At 62.2% G+C, this 18,179-nt stretch carries 19 protein-coding genes; 7 read left to right on the top strand and 12 right to left on the bottom strand.

Going from position 1 to position 18,179, the window contains the following annotated elements:
• Positions 1–11 precede the first annotated feature (11 nt).
• Positions 12–713: a DNA/RNA nuclease SfsA gene (sfsA, locus tag A9D60_RS00475; protein WP_065265777.1), complete on the top strand. Its 702-nt coding sequence runs from the start codon at positions 12–14 to the stop codon at positions 711–713.
• Positions 714–734: 21 nt separating this feature from the next.
• Here sfsA and A9D60_RS00470 read toward each other — a convergent pair whose 3' ends face one another.
• Positions 735–1,634, bottom strand: coding sequence for a mechanosensitive ion channel family protein (locus A9D60_RS00470; protein ID WP_065265776.1), 900 nt, complete (start codon positions 1,632–1,634; stop codon positions 735–737).
• A gap of 144 nt (positions 1,635–1,778) precedes the next feature.
• Between A9D60_RS00470 and map the strand changes: the two genes are divergently transcribed.
• The gene (gene map, locus A9D60_RS00465; protein WP_065266050.1) at positions 1,779–2,588 is read left to right on the top strand and encodes a type I methionyl aminopeptidase; all 810 of its coding nucleotides are present in this window, start codon (positions 1,779–1,781) and stop codon (positions 2,586–2,588) included.
• 73 nt (positions 2,589–2,661) lie between these two features.
• On the opposite strand, the gene A9D60_RS00460 is transcribed toward map, so the two are convergent.
• The 4 genes from A9D60_RS00460 to A9D60_RS00445 form a co-directional block, all read right to left on the bottom strand.
• Positions 2,662–2,853 carry a hypothetical protein gene (locus A9D60_RS00460; protein WP_065266049.1) on the bottom strand — a complete coding sequence of 64 codons (192 nt, stop codon included), beginning with the start codon at positions 2,851–2,853 and terminating at the stop codon, positions 2,662–2,664.
• A 24-nt stretch (positions 2,854–2,877) separates the two neighbouring features.
• Entirely contained in the window at positions 2,878–3,540 is a 663-nt protein-coding gene (locus tag A9D60_RS00455; RefSeq protein ID WP_065265775.1) for an HAD family hydrolase, read from the bottom strand.
• 125 nt (positions 3,541–3,665) lie between these two features.
• Positions 3,666–4,226: a 16S rRNA (guanine(966)-N(2))-methyltransferase RsmD gene (rsmD, locus tag A9D60_RS00450; RefSeq protein WP_065265774.1), complete on the bottom strand. Its 561-nt coding sequence runs from the start codon at positions 4,224–4,226 to the stop codon at positions 3,666–3,668.
• A complete protein-coding gene (locus tag A9D60_RS00445; protein WP_065265773.1) occupies positions 4,223–5,434 on the bottom strand; it encodes an NAD(P)/FAD-dependent oxidoreductase in 1,212 nt (403 codons plus the stop codon). The genes rsmD and A9D60_RS00445 overlap by 4 nt, the downstream gene beginning before the upstream one ends.
• 95 nt (positions 5,435–5,529) lie before the next feature.
• On the opposite strand from A9D60_RS00445, the gene A9D60_RS00440 reads away from it, so the two are divergent.
• Complete coding sequence (locus A9D60_RS00440; protein ID WP_065265772.1) at positions 5,530–6,018, top strand: peroxiredoxin; 489 nt, start codon at positions 5,530–5,532, stop codon at positions 6,016–6,018.
• A 148-nt stretch (positions 6,019–6,166) separates the two neighbouring features.
• Here A9D60_RS00440 and A9D60_RS00435 read toward each other — a convergent pair whose 3' ends face one another.
• The 6 genes from A9D60_RS00435 to A9D60_RS00410 form a co-directional block, all read right to left on the bottom strand.
• Complete coding sequence (locus A9D60_RS00435; RefSeq protein ID WP_065265771.1) at positions 6,167–6,475, bottom strand: 4a-hydroxytetrahydrobiopterin dehydratase; 309 nt, start codon at positions 6,473–6,475, stop codon at positions 6,167–6,169.
• Positions 6,472–7,659, bottom strand: a complete 1,188-nt coding sequence (locus A9D60_RS00430; RefSeq protein ID WP_065265770.1) for a GNAT family N-acetyltransferase — start codon at positions 7,657–7,659, stop codon at positions 6,472–6,474. Before A9D60_RS00430 ends, A9D60_RS00435 begins: the two co-directional genes overlap by 4 nt.
• A gap of 47 nt (positions 7,660–7,706) precedes the next feature.
• Complete coding sequence (locus A9D60_RS00425; RefSeq protein WP_065265769.1) at positions 7,707–8,480, bottom strand: glycerophosphodiester phosphodiesterase family protein; 774 nt, start codon at positions 8,478–8,480, stop codon at positions 7,707–7,709.
• Positions 8,477–8,935, bottom strand: a complete 459-nt coding sequence (locus A9D60_RS00420; RefSeq protein WP_065265768.1) for a RidA family protein — start codon at positions 8,933–8,935, stop codon at positions 8,477–8,479. Before A9D60_RS00420 ends, A9D60_RS00425 begins: the two co-directional genes overlap by 4 nt.
• 185 nt (positions 8,936–9,120) lie before the next feature.
• The gene (locus tag A9D60_RS00415) at positions 9,121–10,425 is read right to left on the bottom strand and encodes an HlyD family type I secretion periplasmic adaptor subunit (protein WP_065265767.1); all 1,305 of its coding nucleotides are present in this window, start codon (positions 10,423–10,425) and stop codon (positions 9,121–9,123) included.
• Positions 10,422–12,155 carry a type I secretion system permease/ATPase gene (locus tag A9D60_RS00410; protein ID WP_065265766.1) on the bottom strand — a complete coding sequence of 578 codons (1,734 nt, stop codon included), beginning with the start codon at positions 12,153–12,155 and terminating at the stop codon, positions 10,422–10,424. Before A9D60_RS00410 ends, A9D60_RS00415 begins: the two co-directional genes overlap by 4 nt.
• 171 nt (positions 12,156–12,326) lie before the next feature.
• Between A9D60_RS00410 and A9D60_RS00405 the strand changes: the two genes are divergently transcribed.
• On the top strand, positions 12,327–13,079 hold the full coding sequence (locus A9D60_RS00405; RefSeq protein ID WP_254656598.1) for an MlaA family lipoprotein: 753 nt from the start codon (positions 12,327–12,329) through the stop codon (positions 13,077–13,079).
• 2 nt (positions 13,080–13,081) lie between these two features.
• Positions 13,082–13,678, top strand: coding sequence for an MlaC/ttg2D family ABC transporter substrate-binding protein (locus A9D60_RS00400; protein ID WP_065265764.1), 597 nt, complete (start codon positions 13,082–13,084; stop codon positions 13,676–13,678).
• Between the two features lie 221 nt (positions 13,679–13,899).
• Here the strand turns inward: A9D60_RS00400 and A9D60_RS00395 are convergent, their stop codons facing one another.
• Complete coding sequence (locus tag A9D60_RS00395; protein WP_065265763.1) at positions 13,900–16,113, bottom strand: transglycosylase domain-containing protein; 2,214 nt, start codon at positions 16,111–16,113, stop codon at positions 13,900–13,902.
• A gap of 272 nt (positions 16,114–16,385) precedes the next feature.
• On the opposite strand from A9D60_RS00395, the gene A9D60_RS00390 reads away from it, so the two are divergent.
• Positions 16,386–16,724, top strand: a complete 339-nt coding sequence (locus A9D60_RS00390) for a P-II family nitrogen regulator (RefSeq protein ID WP_029204925.1) — start codon at positions 16,386–16,388, stop codon at positions 16,722–16,724.
• A gap of 26 nt (positions 16,725–16,750) precedes the next feature.
• Entirely contained in the window at positions 16,751–18,085 is a 1,335-nt protein-coding gene (locus A9D60_RS00385) for an ammonium transporter (protein ID WP_065265762.1), read from the top strand.
• The last annotated feature ends 94 nt before the right edge of the window (positions 18,086–18,179 follow it).

Below are 18,179 nucleotides of genomic sequence, written 5' to 3'. Positions count from 1 at the left end.
AGTCATCTGTCATGAACTTTGCCCAGCCCCTGATCCCCGCCACCCTGATCCGCCGTTACAAACGTTTCCTGGCCGATTGCCGACTGGAAGACGGGCAGGAAATCACCGCCCATTGCGCCAACCCCGGCAGTATGTTGGGGCTGGCGGAACCGGGCATGAAGATCTGGCTGGAACCCAATGATGACCCCAAGAAGAAGCTTAAATTCGGCTGGCGGCTGGTGGAGCACGAGAACGGCCACTTCACCGGAGTCGACACCTCGGTGCCGAACCGCGCCCTGCGGGCCTCACTGGAAGCTGGCGAAGTTGCAGGACTCTCTTCCTACAGAACGATACGCCCCGAGGTGAAATACGGCGAAAATAGCCGCATAGACTTCCTGCTGCAGCAGGACGGCCTGCCCGATTGTTATGTGGAGGTGAAAAGCGTGACCCTGTCGCGTCAGCCCGGTCTCGCTGAATTTCCCGACAGCGTCACAGCCCGCGGCACCAAACATCTGGGGGAGCTGGCAAACATGGTGGCGCAGGGGCACCGGGCCATCATGCTCTACCTCGTGCAGCGCACGGACTGCGAGCGGTTCCAACTGGCCGCCGATATCGATCCGGCCTACGCGGGTGCTTTCGCCAGCGCCAAGGCTGCCGGGGTGGAAAAGCTGGTGCTGGGCACGCGGATTACCCCGCAGGGTGTCGAGGTCGCCGGGCCGCTCTCATCCACTTAACGGCACGGGCAGGGCGGCAGCTCAGGCTGCCTGACCCACCTGCTTTTCAGAGCGCTCCTCCTCATGCTCTATCTGGGCCTGGATCAGCGTGCGGGTCGGGAACGGAATATCCACTCCCGCCTCATCCAGCGCTTCCTTCACCTTGCGCTTCATGTCAGCCTGGTACTGGAAGTACTCCTCTGCATCGACCCAAACGCGCACCAGGAAATCAACCGAGCTGCTGTTCAGCTCATTCACCTGGATGAACGGCTCCGGGTCTCTGTGCGACCGGCCGTCGCTCATGATTGTCTCCCGGATCACCTGTTCCGCAGTAGCCAGATTGGCGGCGTAGCCAACTCCAAAGGTCCACTCGGCGCGGCGGGTGTCGAACGAGGAGTAATTGGTGATCGTGTTGCCCCAAACCTCGGAGTTCGGGATGATCACCTTCAGGTTCGACAGGCTTGCAATCACGGTGTTGTTCAAGGTGATTTCATGCACCGTGCCCATCTCGCCGTCCACTGCGATGAAATCGCCCAGCTTGAACGGGCGGAAAAGTATGATCATCACGCCAGCCGCCACATTCGACAGCGCCCCCTGCATCGCCAGTCCGATGGCCAAGCCCGCAGCACCGATGGCCGCCACGATGGAGGTTGTTTTGACACCAAAGGTATTGAGCACAAACAAGGCTGCAAAGGCGAGGATGACATAGCGGGCCAGGTTGCCCAGGAAATGGAACAAGGTCACATCCAGCTTGGCATTGGTATCGCCCAACTTCACGATCCGCCGCTTGACCCACCCCGCAACGATGAAGCCGGCCAGCAAAATGACCACTGCAGCCAGCACGTTGCCCAGCGCCTGCGCCAGAAACTCCAGCGTGACCAGATCGGCCAGCGACTTTCCATCGTAGATTTCAGATTGCATCAGGCTATTGAAGCTTTCCATGCCGCTGTTTTCCCCTTGCTGCCAACTCAATTCTCCAGCCAAAGAAACGCATCAGAGCGGCAAAAGTTCCCGCAACCCCGCTCTGGCCCTTTTGGCCGGAACCCCTTACATAGCTACGCAAAGAACGTAATGGAGCTCTGCGTGATGAGATCGAAAGACGGCCGCACTACCAAGGACGGCATCCGCATTCATGAAGCCGGCGACTATGCCGGCATGCACAAGGCGGGTGCGCTTGCCGCGCGCATTCTGGATGATATCGCAGCGCATGTTTTCCCGGGCCAGACCACCGGCGAGATCGACCGCATCATCACCCAAATGGTCGAGGACGCGGGCGCCAAGTCGGCCACCATCGGCTACAAGGGTTACCAGCACGCCAGCTGCATCTCGGTTAACCATGTGGTCTGCCACGGCATCCCTGGCGACAAGAAGCTGAAGGATGGCGATATCCTGAACATTGACGTAACCGTGATCGTCGACGGCTGGTTCGGCGACACCTCCCGGATGTTCGTTGCAGGCAAGCTCAGCCGCAAGGCGGAGCGGCTCATTCAGGTCACCCATGATTCGCTGATGATGGGGATCGAGGCGGTGAAGCCCGGCAACACCTTCGGCGACATCGGTCATGCGATTCAGACCTATGCCGAAGCGCAGCGGATGAGCGTGGTGCGCGACTTCTGCGGCCATGGACTGGGCACCGTATTCCATGCGCCGCCCAATGTGCTGCACTATGGCCGCCCCGGCACCGGACCGGTGTTGGAGGAAGGCATGTTCTTCACCATCGAGCCGATGATCAACCTGGGCCGCCCGGAGACCAAGATCTTGGCTGACGAATGGACCGCCGTTACCCGTGACAAGTCGCTGTCGGCGCAGTTCGAGCATTCGATCGGGGTAACCTCAGACGGGGCGGAGATTTTCACCCTGTCGCCTGCGGGCAAGTTCCACCCGACTTACGGCTAAGCCGCAAGAACGGCAGCGGGGGCCACCCCCCCGCACCCCAGGTTTTTTTCAGCCAGATGAAAGATTGATCCGGTCAGGACTTCGCGTTGTCCCGACCCTCAGCTTCCTGAAACCGCCAGAGCGCCAGCAACAGCGTCCCATCACCAAACGGTGTCACCGCATCCTGAATGAACAGCGGCGCCTGCAGCCTTTCCGGCTTAGGCCGGCTCTGCGTTTCTGCGTCTTTTGAGTACCGCAGGATTGGTGCGCGCATGGTCTGTTCCATGCGCGGGATCATACCATAACAGCCTCAGATCGACAAAAGCGCCGGCACCTCTGACATGTTGGTGAAAACTTCAGCTCCCAGCGCAGCAAGCTTCTTGCCGCCGCCCTGCGGCGCATAACCAAGGCAGCGCATGCCCGCGCGCACAGCTGCGGTCACGCCACTGCCGCTGTCCTCGATCACCAGGCAGTCGCGGGCCTGTACCCCGAAATGACTGGCCGCCGCCAGAAACAGGCCTGGTTCAGGCTTGGCAACCCCAAGCGAATGCGCCGAGAACATCGCCTGCGGGTGGAACCGCTCCCACAACCCATTCTGGCCCAAGGTGGTGCGCATCTTCTCTTCGCTGCCATTGGAGGCAACGCAGACAGGGATGCCCTGTGTATCCAGCCGCGCCAGCAAATCGGGTATGCCCTGGACCAGCGGCACCCCCTGCCTCAGCAACGCATAGGTTTCGTCGTAGATTTCCTCGATCCAATTGTCCGGCAGATTGGCGCCCAAACTGCGGGCCGTCTGCATCACCCCGGTCATGGTGCCGCCAACAAAATGCGCCATCGATTGTTCCACCGTCAGCGGAAGCCCATGGCGGGACAGGTTGTCTGCCAGCGCTTGGTTCGAAGCCGGTTCACTGTCAACAAGCACGCCGTCGCAGTCAAAAATTACCAGCTTCGGGGTTGGAAACGTCTTGGGCATGCAACGGCACCTCATCGCAGAATTGGCCCTGCACGCGCGGCCTGCAAATTTACATCCAGTTTTGTATTAGAGTAGCGCACCGGCTGCAGCAAACCAGCCGTGAGCAATCTCCCGCCCGGCTTGTTTCAACCCGAAACATCCCGCCACATCAGGGTGATATGGGTATCGCCGTATTTGCGGCTATCGTGCAGCTCGAACCCCTTAAGCGCGGCCACCGGGGTGTTTTCCTCCCAAATCACCAGCGCGTCATCCGCCACCCAGCCGCCCGCCACAGCAGCGGCCAGCGCCTTCTCTCCCAGCCCTTTGCCATAGGGCGGGTCCAGAAAGACCAGATCATAGGGCGCATCCGGGTTCTGCCCCAGCTTCAACGCATCCCGGCGCGCAAGGGTGCAGCGGTCTTCGGCCTTGCAAATCGCGATGTTCTTTTTGATCAATCCGCCGGACACACGGCCATCATCGACAAACAGAACTTCTGCTGCACCGCGCGACAGCGCCTCCAGACCCAGTGCGCCGGTGCCTGCAAACAGGTCCAGCACCCGGGCGCCGGGAATGGCGCCCGTGTGCATCAGCACATTGAACAGGCTTTCGCGCACACGGTCGGTGGTGGGGCGCAGATGGGCGCCCGCATCCCCCTTGCCCACCGCGGCGAGAGCCCGGCCGCGGAAGTCTCCTGCGATGATCCTCACGCCTTCAGGAGCGGCTTCAGGTCCGCGGCAGGATCGCCCGCGATTGACTTGTCAGCGGTCTTGCCTGCATCGATCAGCCGCTTGGCCACCATATAGGCGCGCGGGTCGTTCATTGCGTCGACTGCCACCAGCTGGTCCCCCTTGTAGTACCAGAAGGAGACCTGGCTGCCCTCGCCCTGGCGGGTGACCACATTGTCGTAACCGGTGTTGAGGCCCGCGATCTGCAGTTTGATATCGTACTGATCCGACCAGAACCAAGGGGTCGCGATATAGTCCTTGTCCGCACCCAGCATGTTCTGCGCCACCACTTCGGCTTGGTCGATGGCGTTGGGCACGCTTTCCAGCCGGATGCGATTGCCCTGGAACGGGAAGGAGGCGCAATCGCCCGCAGACCAGATCGAGGCATCCGATGTGCGGCCCTTGGCGTCCACCTTGATGCCGTTATCCAGCTCCAGCCCGGCCATCTCTGCAAGCTGCGACGACGGCGTGATGCCGACTCCCACGACAACAAAGTCCACATCCAGCGCCTCACCGCCGCTGAGAAACGCACGGACGACCCTGCCGTCTTCGCCTTCCAGCCGCTCGAGCCCGACACCCTCGCGGATCTCCACGCCGTGGGACGTATGCAGACTGCGGAAGAAATCGGACGTCTCAGGTGCCGCGACCCGCTGCAGGATACGGTCGGCCATCTCGACAAGCGTCACCTTGACACCGCGCTTGGCACAAACCGCAGCTGCCTCCAGCCCGATGTAGCCGCCGCCAACGATCAGCGCGCGCTTGCCCTCGGTCACATTGGGAGCCATCGCATCCACGTCTGTCAGCCCGCGCACCACATAGACACCATCCAGGTCGCCGCCGATTGCGGCAGGCAGGCGGCGCGGGTCGGAGCCTGTGGTCAGCGCCAGCTGATCATAGGAGATCACTTCTTCCCCCAGGCTCACGGTCTTGGCCGCAGGATCAATCCCGGTGACACGCTGGGCCAGTTTCAGGGTGATGTTGTTTTCCGCATAGAAGCTCTCAGGCCGCAGAAACAGCCGCTCCAGCTCCATTTCGCCCAGCAGATAGGCCTTGGACAGCGGCGGCCGCTGATAAGGCAGCGCCTCCTCCGCGCCGATCAGGGTGATCTCCCCGTCAAACCCGTCTTTGCGCAGTTTTGCCACCAGCGAGGACCCTGCCTGCCCTGCTCCAATCACGACGATGTGGGACATATCCCCTTGCCTCCCGCAATAGTTCCCGTCACGCTTTCACCGGACCCTATATACCCGGGGCCCCAAAACGCAATCAGGAGAAAGAGGAACGTGCAATGATTTCTGTTGGAGACCAGCTGCCGGACGCGACACTGACACGGATTGGGGAGAACGGCCCTGAACAGGTTCAGCTCGCAGACAAGCTGAAGGGGCGCAAAGTAGTGCTTTTTGCTGTTCCCGGCGCCTTTACCAGCACCTGCCATTCCGCGCATGTGCCCAGCTTCATCCGCACCAAGGACCAATTTGCCGCCAAGGGTGTTGACGAAATCATCTGCCTGGCAGGCAATGATCCCTTCGTAATGTCGATCTGGGGTGACAACACCGGCGCCACCGAAGCCGGCATCACCATGCTCTCGGATGCCGAATGCACCTTTACCGAAGCAATCGGGATGCGCCTGGACGCCCCTGCTGCGGGCCTAATTGGCCGTTCGCTGCGCTATGCAATGCTGGTGGAAGACGGCGAGGTGAAAATCCTCAACAAGGAAGAAAACCCCGGTCAGTGCGAGCTGTCCGCAGGCGAAGGCCTGCTGGACACCATGGGCTGAGCGTGGGTTCCCGGCGGCCGCCGAAGCAGGCGGCTGCCTCACCAACCCCTTAGTATTTTGCAAAAACAAGGTCCCGAAACCCTGTCCGAATGTTTCGCACGCGGAACATTCGGACAGTATTGTTGACTTACCTTTCGACCGGCCTGGATCACTCCTGCGGTTCTCCGAACAGCCCGTCCATCTTGCGAGCTAGCTTCGCGTCCTGGGCGCTGATCCCGTCGACATCATGGGTTGTCAGAACCACCGTCACCCGGCTGTACACGTTGCTCCATTCCGGGTGATGGTTCCACTTCTCAGCCCAGATCGCGGCGCGGGTCATCCAGCCAAAAGCATCAGCGAAGTTGCTGAACTTGAAAGTCTTGGTGATGGCATCGCGGCCGTCCACCATTTCCCAGCCGGTGGCGAACAACGGCTCCAGCAGCGGGCCGCGGGTGGCGTCGGACAGTTTCTCCGTCATTCTTGCTCCTCCACATGGGCTTTGCGGAACGGGCCGTAATCGGTCAGGATTTCGATCTCTTCCTCGGTGGCGGCCCGCTCAGCCTCAAGGTAGCGCCCGACGGCCCCGGCAAACCCGGGATCGCCGATCCAGTGCAAGCTGTGTGTCTGGCACGGCATGTATCCGCGCGCAAGCTTGTGTTCACCCTGTGCGCCGGCTTCCGCCCGGTCAAGACCCAGGGCAATCGCCAGTTCTATAGCCTGATAATAGCACAACTCGAAATGCAGGCAGGCATGCTGTTCAACGCAGCCCCAGTAACGGCCGTAAAGCGTTTTGCGGCCGATGAAATTCAGCGCTCCGGCGACGTAACGCCCATTGCGCTCCGCCAGAATCAGCGCGATGTCATCCGCCATATTCCGGTGGGCAATGTCAAAGAAATGCCGCGTCAGATAAGGCGAGCCCCATTTGCGCGCGCCGGTGTCCTGATAGAAATCCCAGAAGGCGTCCCAGTGTTCGGGGCGCAGGTCTCCGCCCTGGTACACGCAGATATCACCGCCAAAACACTGCGCCTGCATCCGCTCCTTTCGGATGTTCTTGCGCTTGCGCGAGGACAGTGCCCGCATGAATGCCTCGAAATCGGTGTAGCCATCGTTCTGCCAGTGGAACTGCTGCGTTGTGCGCAGCATCAACCCCATCTCCTCGCCCAGCCGCGCCTCGTCCTGAGTGCAGAAGGTCACATGCAGCGACGAAAGGTTATTGTCCGATGCCAGCTGCACTGCCCCCTGCAGCAGCGCTGAATGGCCTAGGCCATCAAACCCCGGACGAACAAGAAACCGCCGCCCGGTGGCAGGGGTGAAGGGCACCGCGATCTGCAGCTTGGGGTAATAGTGGCCGCCCGCCTGCTCATAGGCATGCGCCCAGTTGTGGTCGAAGATGTATTCGCCCTGGCTGTGCCCCTTGGCATAAAGCGGCGCGCAGGCGATCAGGCGCCCTTCCTGATAGGCGGTCAGATACTGCGGCTGCCAGCCGGTACCCGGCCCGACAGAACCGCTGTCTTCCAGTGCGCTCAGGAACCGGTGGGTCGTGAAAGGATCCATCGGACGCCCGCCGTCCGCTGTTTCGGGACAAGCGCAGGCATCCCAGTCCTCTGCCGTGATCTGAGACAGCGAGGCCAGCACCCGGATATCGATTTGCGCCTGAGCCATTCAATTCCTCCGCACCGCTTCAAGATGTGGGGTGCGGGCCAGCGCGATCAAGATGTTAGCGGCGAAAGGTACCGTTCAAATGTCACATTGTCGGCAAAGGCCCGCGCCGCGGTCTCCTCGGCTGCCGATCTGACAGTCCAGCAAAGAACCGGCACTCCAGCGCTGCGCAACGCCTGCACCCGCGGCCGCGCCAGATCACCCGCCTCATGGCTGATAAAGCTGGACCCGCTGCGGTCAAAATCCGGAATGGCGCGCAGGTCATCGCACACAGCCTTGGGCAGCTCAGGCCACTCCGCCGGGTCATACGCACTGGTGGTTATACCGCGGGCGGTGTCCGGCGCCAGCCGCGCCAGTTCCGTTACCGTGTTTGGGTTGAAAGACATGAGCGCCACAGGGCCCTCGTAGCCCTGGAGCGCCTCCACCGTGGCACGCTCCAGCACCCCATCAGTGATCCCCATTTCCCCCTGCGGATCCTTCAGTTCGATCAGCAGCGGCACCCGGCCTGCCACCAGGTCAAGCACCTCCGCAAGATCAGGGATACCTTCACCATCGCCGCCCTTGAGCGGAACCGATCCCAGCGCCGCACGCGTCAGCGCGCGGACCGGGCCGGCGCCTGCAGCCAGCCGGTCCAGATCATAGTCATGGAACACCATGGCGCAGCCGTCCTTGGACAGCTGCAGGTCGATTTCGATCCCGTAACCCGCCGAGAGTGCTGCACGGATGGCAGCCCGGCTGTTCTCCGGACGCCCGTCCGCAACATCATGCAAGGCACGGTGGGCCAGCGGGACGGTCAGAAATGCGGCAGGCAGGGACGGCGTCATTTGATCTGGAACACGCCGTCGATTTCAACCGCAACACCCAGCGGCAGCGAGGGCGAACTGACGGCAGAGCGCGCATGGCGGCCGATGTCGCCGAGCGCTTCGACCAGGAAATCGGAGGCGCCGTTCACCACCTGAGGCTGCTGGGTGAAATCAGCAGTCGAATTGACAAAGGCACCCAGTTTCACGACGCGGACCAGACGCTCCAGATCGCCGCCGCAGGCTGCCTTCAGCTGAGCCAGCAGCGCAATCGCGCAGCGCTTGGCAGCAGCCTGGCCTGCATCGACGTCCATGTCGGCACCCAGCGTGCCGGTGATCAGCCCGTTTTCATCCGCCGAAATCTGGCCGGAGATATAGACCATGTCGCCCGCCACTACAAAAGGCACATAGTTGGCCGCCGGTGCCGGCGCGTCAGGCAGGGTCACACCCAGCTCTTTCAGTTTTGCTTCAATGCTCATGGTGCATTCCTCCGAGTCTTCAATTGCCGGGACGCTACCCGGCCAGGCAGGTTTCGGAAAGGGAAAATGCGAAGCCCCAGCGCAGCTTTCCGCACCTGCAGGCGCGGCAGCTGCCGCAAGCCGCTTTCAAGCGATGAAAGCGGCTATGAGAATCGTTTTTTCATGGCCGGATTTCAGCTGCAGCGTCAGCTTTCGCGGAAGGCCTTGTTAAAATAATCCGCCAGCGGCTTGACCAGATAGGCCAGCGGGGAGCGGTCCGCGGTGCGGATGTAGCTTTCCACCGGCATCCCCGGAATCAGCACCGTACCCGCAGGCAGGCGGCCCTGCTCACCCGGATTCAGCTCAATCTCTGCCCGGTAATAGGAAATGCCGCTGCCCTGATCCTCAAACGCATCTGCCGAGACCTGGGTCACTTGTCCAAACAGCTCCGGCGTCGAGCGTTGATCCAGGGCCGAGAAGCGCACCGTCACCTCCTGTCCCGTGTACAGCTGATCGATATCCGTGGGCGCCACCTGTGCTGCAATCACCAGCGGCCGGTCCTGCGGCACCAGATACAGCACCGGATCGGCGGGCCGGATCACAGAGCGCGGGGTCTGCACCTGCAGCCCGTAGACCACGCCGGAGACTGGCGCAGTGATGTCGAGCCGCGCCAGCCGCTGTTGCAGGGAACGGCGGGTCTCAGCCAGCTCCAGTTCCTGATAACGCAGATCACGCAGGCGGGTGATCGCTTCCTCACGCTGGCCGGTGCCCAGCTTCAGAATCTCAATGTCGATCTCGGTGATCCGCCCTTCCGCCTGCGCCTCTGAGGCAACCAGCTCGCCCAACTGCCCGTCCAGGCTGGCCTGGGTGCGGCGCAGGTTCAGAACCGTCGCCGCCTGCGCCAGGCCGCGGTCCAGCAGCGATTGCTGGTTGCCCAGCTCCTCGCCGATCAGATCCAGTTGCACTTTCAGCGAGGTCTGCTGCGCCTGGATACCGCGGATCTGCTCTTCTATCTGCACACGGCGTTTCTCAAGCTGTTCAATTTCGCGCGCGGTGGTATCTCTGCGGGCTTGGAACAGACGCTGCTGGCCTTCCACCAGATCCGCAACTTCCGGCTGGGTCCCCGCGATTTCCAGCAGCTCCGGTTCGAAGCGGATCTCAGCCGCCTCGTCCCGCTCCGCCTCCAGCCGGCCGCGCCGGGCCATCAGCTCAAACAGCTGCCCCTCGGTGATCACCAGCTGCGAGGTCAGCTCGTTGGCATCCAGCCGGATCAACGTATCCCCTTCGGAAACTGTATCGCCCTCATCCACCAAGATTTCGTCAACAATACCGCCATCCAGATGCTGCACCACCTGCCGGTTGCGGTCGACCTCGATACGCCCCGTTGCCACTACAGCACCGGAGATCGAGGACAGCACGGACCAGGAACCAAAGCCGCCTACAAGCACCAAGAGAGAAATCAGACCAATTATCAGCGGCCGCCGTGCAGGCCAGTTGGTTTCCACGCTCACCGCACACCTCCCGCGCCAGTGGCCTGGCGGATGTTCTGATGGTTGGCCACCATTTCCTGCAGCACCTTGTCCTTGGGGCCAAAGGCCGTCTGGGTGCCCTTGTCAATCACCAGCAGCATATCGCATTCCTGAATCGCCGCCGGCCGGTGCGCCATAATCAGCACTGACCGCCCTTCCGCTTTGATCTGCTTGATCGCCTTGTTCAGCGCGATCGAACCCTCGTTGTCGAGATTGGAGTTCGGCTCATCCAGGATCACGATCACCGGGTCATCGAACAGCGCCCGTGCCAGCCCGACCCGCTGCATCTGCCCGCCAGACAGCCGTCCGCCAGTGGCGTTGACGCGAGTGTCATAGCCCTCAGGCAGTTTCAAGATCATCTCATGCGCGGCGGCCTTGCGGGCGGCCTCCACCACTTTCTCGGCGTCCGGCCGCTGGTTGAGACGGGCGATGTTCTGGGCAATTGTGCCGTCAAACACCTGCACTCGCTGCGGCAAATAGCCAATGTGGCCACCCAGCACATCCGGTTCGTACTGATCCAGTGAGGCTCCGTCCAGCCGGACAGAGCCAGCCGCTGGCCGCCACACACCGGTCAAGGCACGGGCCAGAGTCGACTTGCCTGACCCTGACGGTCCGATAACACCAATTGCCTGGCCCGGTTGCACCCGGAAATTCACGTTGCGCAACAGCGGTGTGCTGCTGCCCGGCGGTACAATGGCCAGCCCCTGCACTTCCAGAAGCGCCTTTGGCTTGGGCAGTGCGGTACGTGTATCCTCCTCTGGCACCTTGTCCAGCAGCTCCGCCAGATTGTGCCAGCCCTTCAGTGCCCGCTGCACCAGTCCCCACTGTCCCAGTCCCAGCTCGATCGGTGCAAGCGCCCGGCCCATCAGGATGGAGCCCGCGATCATCGCCCCCGGCGTCACTTCGTTCTGCAGCACCAGATAGGCACCCAGACCCAGCATCGCAGATTGCAGGAACAGACGCAGCGTCTTGGTAAGTGTGGTGAAACCGCCGCCAGTATCATTTGCGATCACGCTGTCGGTCAGCGCTTCATCGCGGGCCCGTTTCCACCGTGTAAATGAAGCCCCGCGCATCCCCATCGACTGGATCATCTCCGCCTCATTGCGGATTTCCTCAGACATCAGATTGGCCTTGTGGCCGGTCATGTTCGCCTTCTGCTGCGGCACCCGAGTGAACAGCTGGTTCAGCAGCGCGATCACCACCAGCACCGCTCCGCCAGCCAGCGCCAGCAGTCCCAGCCAAGGGTGGAACAACGCGATCCCCGCCAAGAACACCGGCGTCCAAGGCAGGTCGAAGGCCGCAGTCAGCACCGGCGAGGCTATCAGCCGCTGGAGGGCCTCCAGATCGGACAGCCCAGTCTGCGCAACCGGATCCTGCGCCACCGACGAACGGCGGATCATTGCGTCAAACACCCGTTTGTCCAGCGCGGCCTGGAACCGCGCGCCGACCCGCGCCATGATCCGTCCACGGGCATAATCCAGCAGCCCCATCATCCCGTAGAGGAACACAACCAAGAGCGACAGCGCCAGCAGCGTCGCCTCAGACCGGCTGCCCAGCACCCGGTCATAAACCTGCATCATGTAGAGCGGACCGGTCAGCATCAGCAAGTTCACGAAGAAACTGAAGACCCCGGTGAACCAGTACAGGCCGCGGCTTTGCCGCCGCACCTGGCGCAGTTCTTCATATCCGTTTTTGTAAAGGGTTTTATTCATGTTCAGACTGCAATAGTGGTTCGATGGCTTCAGGTCAGGGCTGGAATTGTACCAGTTGTGGCATAGCCAGGCAAAAAAATGTAATCAGACTGGAAATCGGCTCAGGACCCCTTATTTGCACCTCGACGTGCCCGTTCCAGTTCCAATTGGACACTTATCCGAATGCCCTTGATGTTGCGACCGCTTAAATTTGTACCTGCGCTGATTTTAGCCGCTTTTGCCGCTGGCTGCGCCACTCAGGATCCGGTTGCGCGCGCCTCCGGCGAAGTTTTCGACCCTTATGAGCGGACGAACCGTTCAATTCATGCCTTCAACCGCGGTGTCGACCGGGTTGCTTTCCGCCCTGCGTCCAAGGGGTATGTGGCGATTGTGCCTGCGCCGATGGTTACCAGTTTCTCCTACTTCGCGGAAAACCTGTCGATGCCCGGCCAGATGGTCAACGCGCTGCTGCAAGGGGACCTGAAAACAGCGGGCAACGCATTTTCGCGTTTCGTGATCAATTCGACAGTGGGGTTTGCGGGCCTGGCTGACCCTGCCACCGAATTCAAGGTGCCCGCGGTCGATACCGATTTCGGTGAAACACTGCACAAATGGGGCGTCGGCGAAGGCGCCTACGTCGAACTGCCTCTGCTCGGCCCATCCACCAGCCGCGATGCGGTGGGTATCGCGGTTGACTTTTTCACCAACCCCCTGGGCCATGTCGAGCAGAATACTGCCGACAATATCACCATCTACGCCGAGATCGTGCGCCGTATGGGCGATCGTGGCAACTATTCCGACACGATCGACTCGATTCTCTACGAGAGCGCCGACAGCTACGCCCAGTCGCGCCTGATCTACCTGCAGAACCGCCGGTTCCAGCTGGGGGATGGCGAGGAGATCCAGGAAATCGACCCGTTCGAGCTGAACACTGAAGGATTTTGAATATGGACCGCCGCAAATTCCTAACCGGCCTGTGTGCCGGAGCTGCCGCACTGACAGCCGCACCGCAGGCCCTGTGGGCGCTGACCGAAAGCAGTGCCAGCACATTGATCAACCGCCTGGTAGCCGACATCAACCGGGTGATCGAATCCGGCAAGGGTGAGAGCGCCATGTTCCGCGACTTTGAGCGGATCTTCCAGCAATACAGCGACACGTCTTACATCGCAGCCTATGCACTGGGAGCAGACGGGCGCCGCGCATCCCCGGCTCAGAAGAAGGCCTTCTCCAAAGCCTTTCAGGGCTACATCTCCCGCAAATACGGCAAACGCTTCCGCGAATTCATCGGTGGCAAGCTGGAGGTGAAGAGCGTCAAGAAGGTGAAGAAATGGTATGAGGTAAGCACCATTGCCTACCTCAAGGGCCAGTCTCCATTTGAAGTGACCTTCCTTGTCTCGGACCGCTCCGGCCGCGACCTGTTCTTCAACATGTTCATCGAGGGCGTGAACCTGTTGCTGACCGAGCGTACCGAAATTGGCGCAATCCTGGACGGCAAGAAAGGCGACATCGACGCCCTGATCGACGAGTTGAAGAGGCTCAGCTGAGCCGGCACAGTACGTAAATTGCGAGACAGGCTCCCTCCAGGGGGCCTTTTTCTTTGCTCTATGGGCAGATCAAGCAGCCTGCCGGCTGAATGCGCAATGCCTTCCCGCCCGCTGCAGAAGCATCCAGGATGCCGCGCTCCCGTTGGGCACGGCGCCGGGCCCAACGGGCGGGGCCTCCGCCCGGAGACCGGAGACGGGCGGGAGCCCCCCGGTCCGTATTTTCAGTTACCCAGAATATCGCGCAGGATGTTATCAACCGCGCGGCCCAGTTCCTGGCCGAGGTTCGGCCCCTGGCGGCGGCGGCGCTCGCGGCGGGGCTGCTGCGGCGGCGGAGCAATCGGTGCCGGTTCCAGCATCGGCAGCGGCTTCGGCTCCAGCCCCTCATGCACCCGCACCATGGTCTCACGCCAGATTTCGGCGGGAAGGCCGCCGCCGGTCACGCCGGACAGGGGCGTGTTGTCGTCGTAGCCCATCCAGACACCGGCAACATAGTCTGCCGTGAAACCGATGAACCAGGCGTCCTTGGCGGCTGACGTGGTGCCGGATTTGCCCGCTGCCTGCCAGCCCGGGATCTGCGCCCGCTGGCCGGTGCCGCCGGCAATCACCTTTTCCATCATCCAGACCAGCTGCTGCGCGGCCTCCGGGCGGATCACACGCTCGCCAATGCCGCCGCTGGCGCCCATCAGCGCCTCGCTGTCCTCGACCAGCTTCAGCTCTGTCACCCCGTAAGGCGTCACAGAAGAGCCGCCATTCAATATCCCGGCATAGGCGCCGGTCATTTCCAGAAGCGTGCTTTCCGACGCGCCCAGTGCCAGCGCCGGGCCTGCAGCCAGGTCACTGTCGATGCCGAAATCCTTGGCCACAAGGCTCACCTTGTCGCGGCCCACAGCTTCGGACACTTTCACCGCCGGCACATTCAGCGAGTCCCGCAGCGCCCGCGCCAAAGTCACTTCGCCATAGAACTTGCGGGTATAGTTGTCCGGGCACCATTGGCCGGAGCCGGGAATGTTCAGGCAATATTTTGCATCCAGCACCCGGTCATAAGGCGAATACCCCAGCTCAAGCGCGGTGGCGTAGACAAAGGGTTTAAACGCTGAACCGGTCTGACGCTTGGCCTGCGTTGCGCGGTTGAACACACCCGAGACGCGGGTCTTGCGCCCGCCCACCATCGCCCGCACAGCGCCATCCGCACTCATCACCACAATGGCGGCCTGCGCCTTGGAGCCCTGACGGACCTTGTTTTCGAACACGTACTTCAGCGCTTCCTCAGCCGCACTTTGCAGGCGCTGGTCCATGGTAGAGCGGATCACCACGTCCTCGGTGGTCTGATCGCCCAGGAAATCCGGGATGCTGTCCATCACCCAATCGGCGAAATAGCCGCCAGCCCGCGCCGCTGCGGCCTCGCTCAGCTCTGCCGGGCTGTTCTGGTACTTCTGCATCTCCGCCGTGGTCAGATACCCCTGCTCCTGCATCAGCCGCAGCACAGTGGCGGCCCGGTCCTGCGAGCGCTGCAGGTTGTTGGTGGGGGCCAGTGTCGACGGCGCGGTCAGCAGCCCCGCCAGCATCGCGCCCTCTGCCGGGTTCAGCTGGTTTGCGGACTTGCCGAAATACCGCTGCGCCGCAGCCTCCGCCCCATAAGCGCCGCCGCCCATATAGGCGCGGTTCATGTAGATCGAGAGGATCTCGTCCTTGGTGTATTTGACCTCCATCGCCAGGGCAAAAATCGCTTCTGTCCCCTTGCGCCAGAGCGAGCCCTTGCGGCAGTCCGCCTCATAAGCGCTTTCGCTCTTCCATTCGTCCGGGTCATAGATCTTGCCCAAGCACAGAAGTTTCGCCGCCTGCTGGGTGATGGTAGAGCCGCCATGGCCCGACAGCGGCCCGCGGCCCTCGCTCAGGTTGATGCGCACGGCGCTTGCGATGCCCCGCGGCGACAGGCCGAGGTGGCGGTAGAACCGCTTGTCCTCGGTCGCCACAATCGCGTTCTTCAGATGCGGCGACACCGTGTCCGCCGTCACCACACCGCCGAACTGGTCGCCGCGCCAGGCAAAAACCTCACCCTCGCGGTCCAGAATGGTGACGGAACCGCGGGCGCGGCCATCCAGGTAGGCCGAAACATCCGGCAGGCGCGCGTATTGAAAGGCAACAGCCAGGCCCACCAGCCCGCAGGCCACCATTCCAATGCGCCATGTAAACCCCCAGACCAGCCGGAATACAAAGGCAAACGGTGCCAGCAGCCAGCCAATGAGCCCGCGTTTTTTAGGGGCAGGCTTGGCGCGCGATTTCTTGCGGCCGAAAAGCCGCCCCAGCAGACCCGGCTTCTTCGCCTTGGCCGCCGGTTTCCTGCGCGCAGGTTTCTTGGCGGCCGGTTTCCCCTTGCCGCCCGCGGAATAGCGTTTCTCCGCCACCAGAGGCTTGCGCCCGGATCCTTGTGCCATCGTCTGTTCCTGCCCGGTTTGCCCGTTGTCCGGCGACAATACCCTGCCTGCGCCGGATTGTAGAGGGGGCAGAATCCGGACCTTTCCCCCTTTGCCAGATGGCCGGTTTTTAAGCGAACCGGTCAAAAGGCGCAAAATTATTGTGCGCCCGCAGAAAGACGCGCGGAAATTTGCTGACCCCAGCTTTGCACGACTCGGGGCTGCGGTTTTGCTGCAAGTGCACAATGCATCGGCATGGGGCCGGGGCAGCGCGAAACCAAAGGGATGCAGAGATGAAAATGATCGTTGCCGCCATCAAGCCCTTCAAGCTGGACGAGGTCCGCGAGGCGCTGACCGGTCTTGGCGTGAGCGGGCTGATGGTCACCGAAATCAAGGGCTTTGGCGCCCAGGCCGGCCACACCGAGATTTACCGCGGCGCCGAGTACGAAGTGAATTTCGTGCCGAAGCTGAAACTGGAACTGGTGGTTCCCGCTGATCAGGCCGAACAGGCGGTCAGCGCGATTTCAGAGACCGCCCGCACCGGCAAGATCGGCGACGGCAAGATCTTCGTTCTGGACGTGGAACAAGCCCTGCGGGTGCGCACCGGCGAAACCAATCTCGAGGCGCTGTAAGCGCGCCCGGCATGGAGGAAAGACTAATGAAGACCCTGAAACTCCCCCTTGCGGCCCTGGCGCTGAGCGCGCTGCCGGGCCTGGCGCTGGCCCAGGACGGCCCTGCCCCGGGTGTGAACCCTGCGACCGACACCGTGTTCATCCTGAACTCGCTGCTGTTCCTGATCGGCGGCTGCCTGGTATTCTGGATGGCGGCAGGCTTTGCCATGCTGGAGGCCGGCCTGGTGCGCTCCAAGAACGTGACTATGCAGCTGACCAAGAACATGGCGCTGTTCTCTCTGGCTGCCGTGTTTTATTGGCTGATCGGCTACAATCTGATGTATCCGCTGGGCAATTGGGCCGTCGACGGAGTGCTGTCCGGCGTCTTTGGCCCTGGCGTTCTGGAGGCAGTGGGGATCACCGCGGAAGGTGCGGATGATTACTCCTATGCCTCCACCGGCTCGGACTTCTTCTTCCAGCTGATGTTCTGCGCCGCCACCGCCTCGATCGTGTCGGGCACCCTGGCGGAACGCATCAAGCTGTGGCCGTTCCTGATCTTCACCATCGTGCTGACCGCGGTGATCTATCCGTTCCAGGCCAGCTGGAAATGGGGCGGCGGCTTCCTGGAGCAGATGGGCTTCCTGGACTTCGCAGGCTCCACCGTGGTGCACTCCGTGGGCGGCTGGGCCGCGCTGACCGGCGCGCTGATCCTCGGCCCGCGCATCGGCAAGTACAAGGACGGCAAGACCATCCCGATGCCCGGCTCCAACCTGGCGCTGGCAACCCTCGGCACCTTCATTCTGTGGATGGGCTGGTTCGGCTTCAACGGCGGCTCGCAGCTGGCGATGGGCTCGATCGGCGACGTGGCTGACATCAGCCGCATCTTCTCCAACACCAATGCCGCCGCGGCAGGCGGTGCGGTGGCCGCGCTGATCCTGACCCAGCTCCTGTTCAAGAAGCCGGACCTGACCATGATCCTGAACGGTGCGCTGGCCGGCCTGGTGGCAATCACTGCGGAGCCGCTGACCCCGGGCCTGGGCCTGGCCACCCTGATCGGTGCCATCGGCGGCGTGATCGTGGTCTTTACCGTGCCGCTGCTGGACAAGCTGCAGATCGACGACGTGGTCGGCGCCATCCCCGTGCACCTGATCTGCGGTATCTGGGGCACCGTGGCCGTGGTCCTGTCGAACCCCGAAGCCAGCCTGCTGACCCAGCTGACCGGCATCGCCGTGGTAGGTGTCTTCACCGTCGCTGCCTCTGCCGTGGTCTGGATCATCCTGCGCGCCACCACTGGCATCCGGGTGGAGGAAGAGGATGAAGTCAACGGCCTGGACATGGCGGAGCTGGGCATGGAGGCCTATCCGGAGTTCTCGCCGAGCTAAGCGCGTACACAGAATACAAAAAAAGCGTGGCGCCTGTTTCAGGCGCCGCGCTTGCGTTTCGGCGGAGGGCTCCCGCCAGCTGCAGGATCATCAA

This window comes from Leisingera sp. JC1 (assembly GCF_001679925.1).
Taxonomy (GTDB): Bacteria; Pseudomonadota; Alphaproteobacteria; order Rhodobacterales; family Rhodobacteraceae; genus Leisingera.
This window is presented reverse-complemented; position numbering and strand designations above follow the sequence as displayed.

Excerpts from the sequence above, each read along its gene's own strand:
- sfsA (WP_065265777.1), top strand. The coding sequence starts at position 12 with ATGAACTTTGCCCAGCCCCTGATCCCCGCCACCCTGATCCGCCGTTAC.
- A9D60_RS00470 (WP_065265776.1), bottom strand. The coding sequence starts at position 1,634 with ATGGAAAGCTTCAATAGCCTGATGCAATCTGAAATCTACGATGGAAAG.
- map (WP_065266050.1), top strand. The coding sequence starts at position 1,779 with ATGAGATCGAAAGACGGCCGCACTACCAAGGACGGCATCCGCATTCAT.
- A9D60_RS00460 (WP_065266049.1), bottom strand. The coding sequence starts at position 2,853 with ATGGAACAGACCATGCGCGCACCAATCCTGCGGTACTCAAAAGACGCA.
- A9D60_RS00455 (WP_065265775.1), bottom strand. The coding sequence starts at position 3,540 with ATGCCCAAGACGTTTCCAACCCCGAAGCTGGTAATTTTTGACTGCGAC.
- A9D60_RS00445 (WP_065265773.1), bottom strand. The coding sequence starts at position 5,434 with ATGTCCCACATCGTCGTGATTGGAGCAGGGCAGGCAGGGTCCTCGCTG.
- A9D60_RS00440 (WP_065265772.1), top strand. The coding sequence starts at position 5,530 with ATGATTTCTGTTGGAGACCAGCTGCCGGACGCGACACTGACACGGATT.
- A9D60_RS00435 (WP_065265771.1), bottom strand. The coding sequence starts at position 6,475 with ATGACGGAGAAACTGTCCGACGCCACCCGCGGCCCGCTGCTGGAGCCG.
- A9D60_RS00430 (WP_065265770.1), bottom strand. The coding sequence starts at position 7,659 with ATGGCTCAGGCGCAAATCGATATCCGGGTGCTGGCCTCGCTGTCTCAG.
- A9D60_RS00425 (WP_065265769.1), bottom strand. The coding sequence starts at position 8,480 with ATGACGCCGTCCCTGCCTGCCGCATTTCTGACCGTCCCGCTGGCCCAC.
- A9D60_RS00420 (WP_065265768.1), bottom strand. The coding sequence starts at position 8,935 with ATGAGCATTGAAGCAAAACTGAAAGAGCTGGGTGTGACCCTGCCTGAC.
- A9D60_RS00410 (WP_065265766.1), bottom strand. The coding sequence starts at position 12,155 with ATGAATAAAACCCTTTACAAAAACGGATATGAAGAACTGCGCCAGGTG.
- A9D60_RS00405 (WP_254656598.1), top strand. The coding sequence starts at position 12,327 with ATGTTGCGACCGCTTAAATTTGTACCTGCGCTGATTTTAGCCGCTTTT.
- A9D60_RS00400 (WP_065265764.1), top strand. The coding sequence starts at position 13,082 with ATGGACCGCCGCAAATTCCTAACCGGCCTGTGTGCCGGAGCTGCCGCA.
- A9D60_RS00395 (WP_065265763.1), bottom strand. The coding sequence starts at position 16,113 with ATGGCACAAGGATCCGGGCGCAAGCCTCTGGTGGCGGAGAAACGCTAT.
- A9D60_RS00390 (WP_029204925.1), top strand. The coding sequence starts at position 16,386 with ATGAAAATGATCGTTGCCGCCATCAAGCCCTTCAAGCTGGACGAGGTC.
- A9D60_RS00385 (WP_065265762.1), top strand. The coding sequence starts at position 16,751 with ATGAAGACCCTGAAACTCCCCCTTGCGGCCCTGGCGCTGAGCGCGCTG.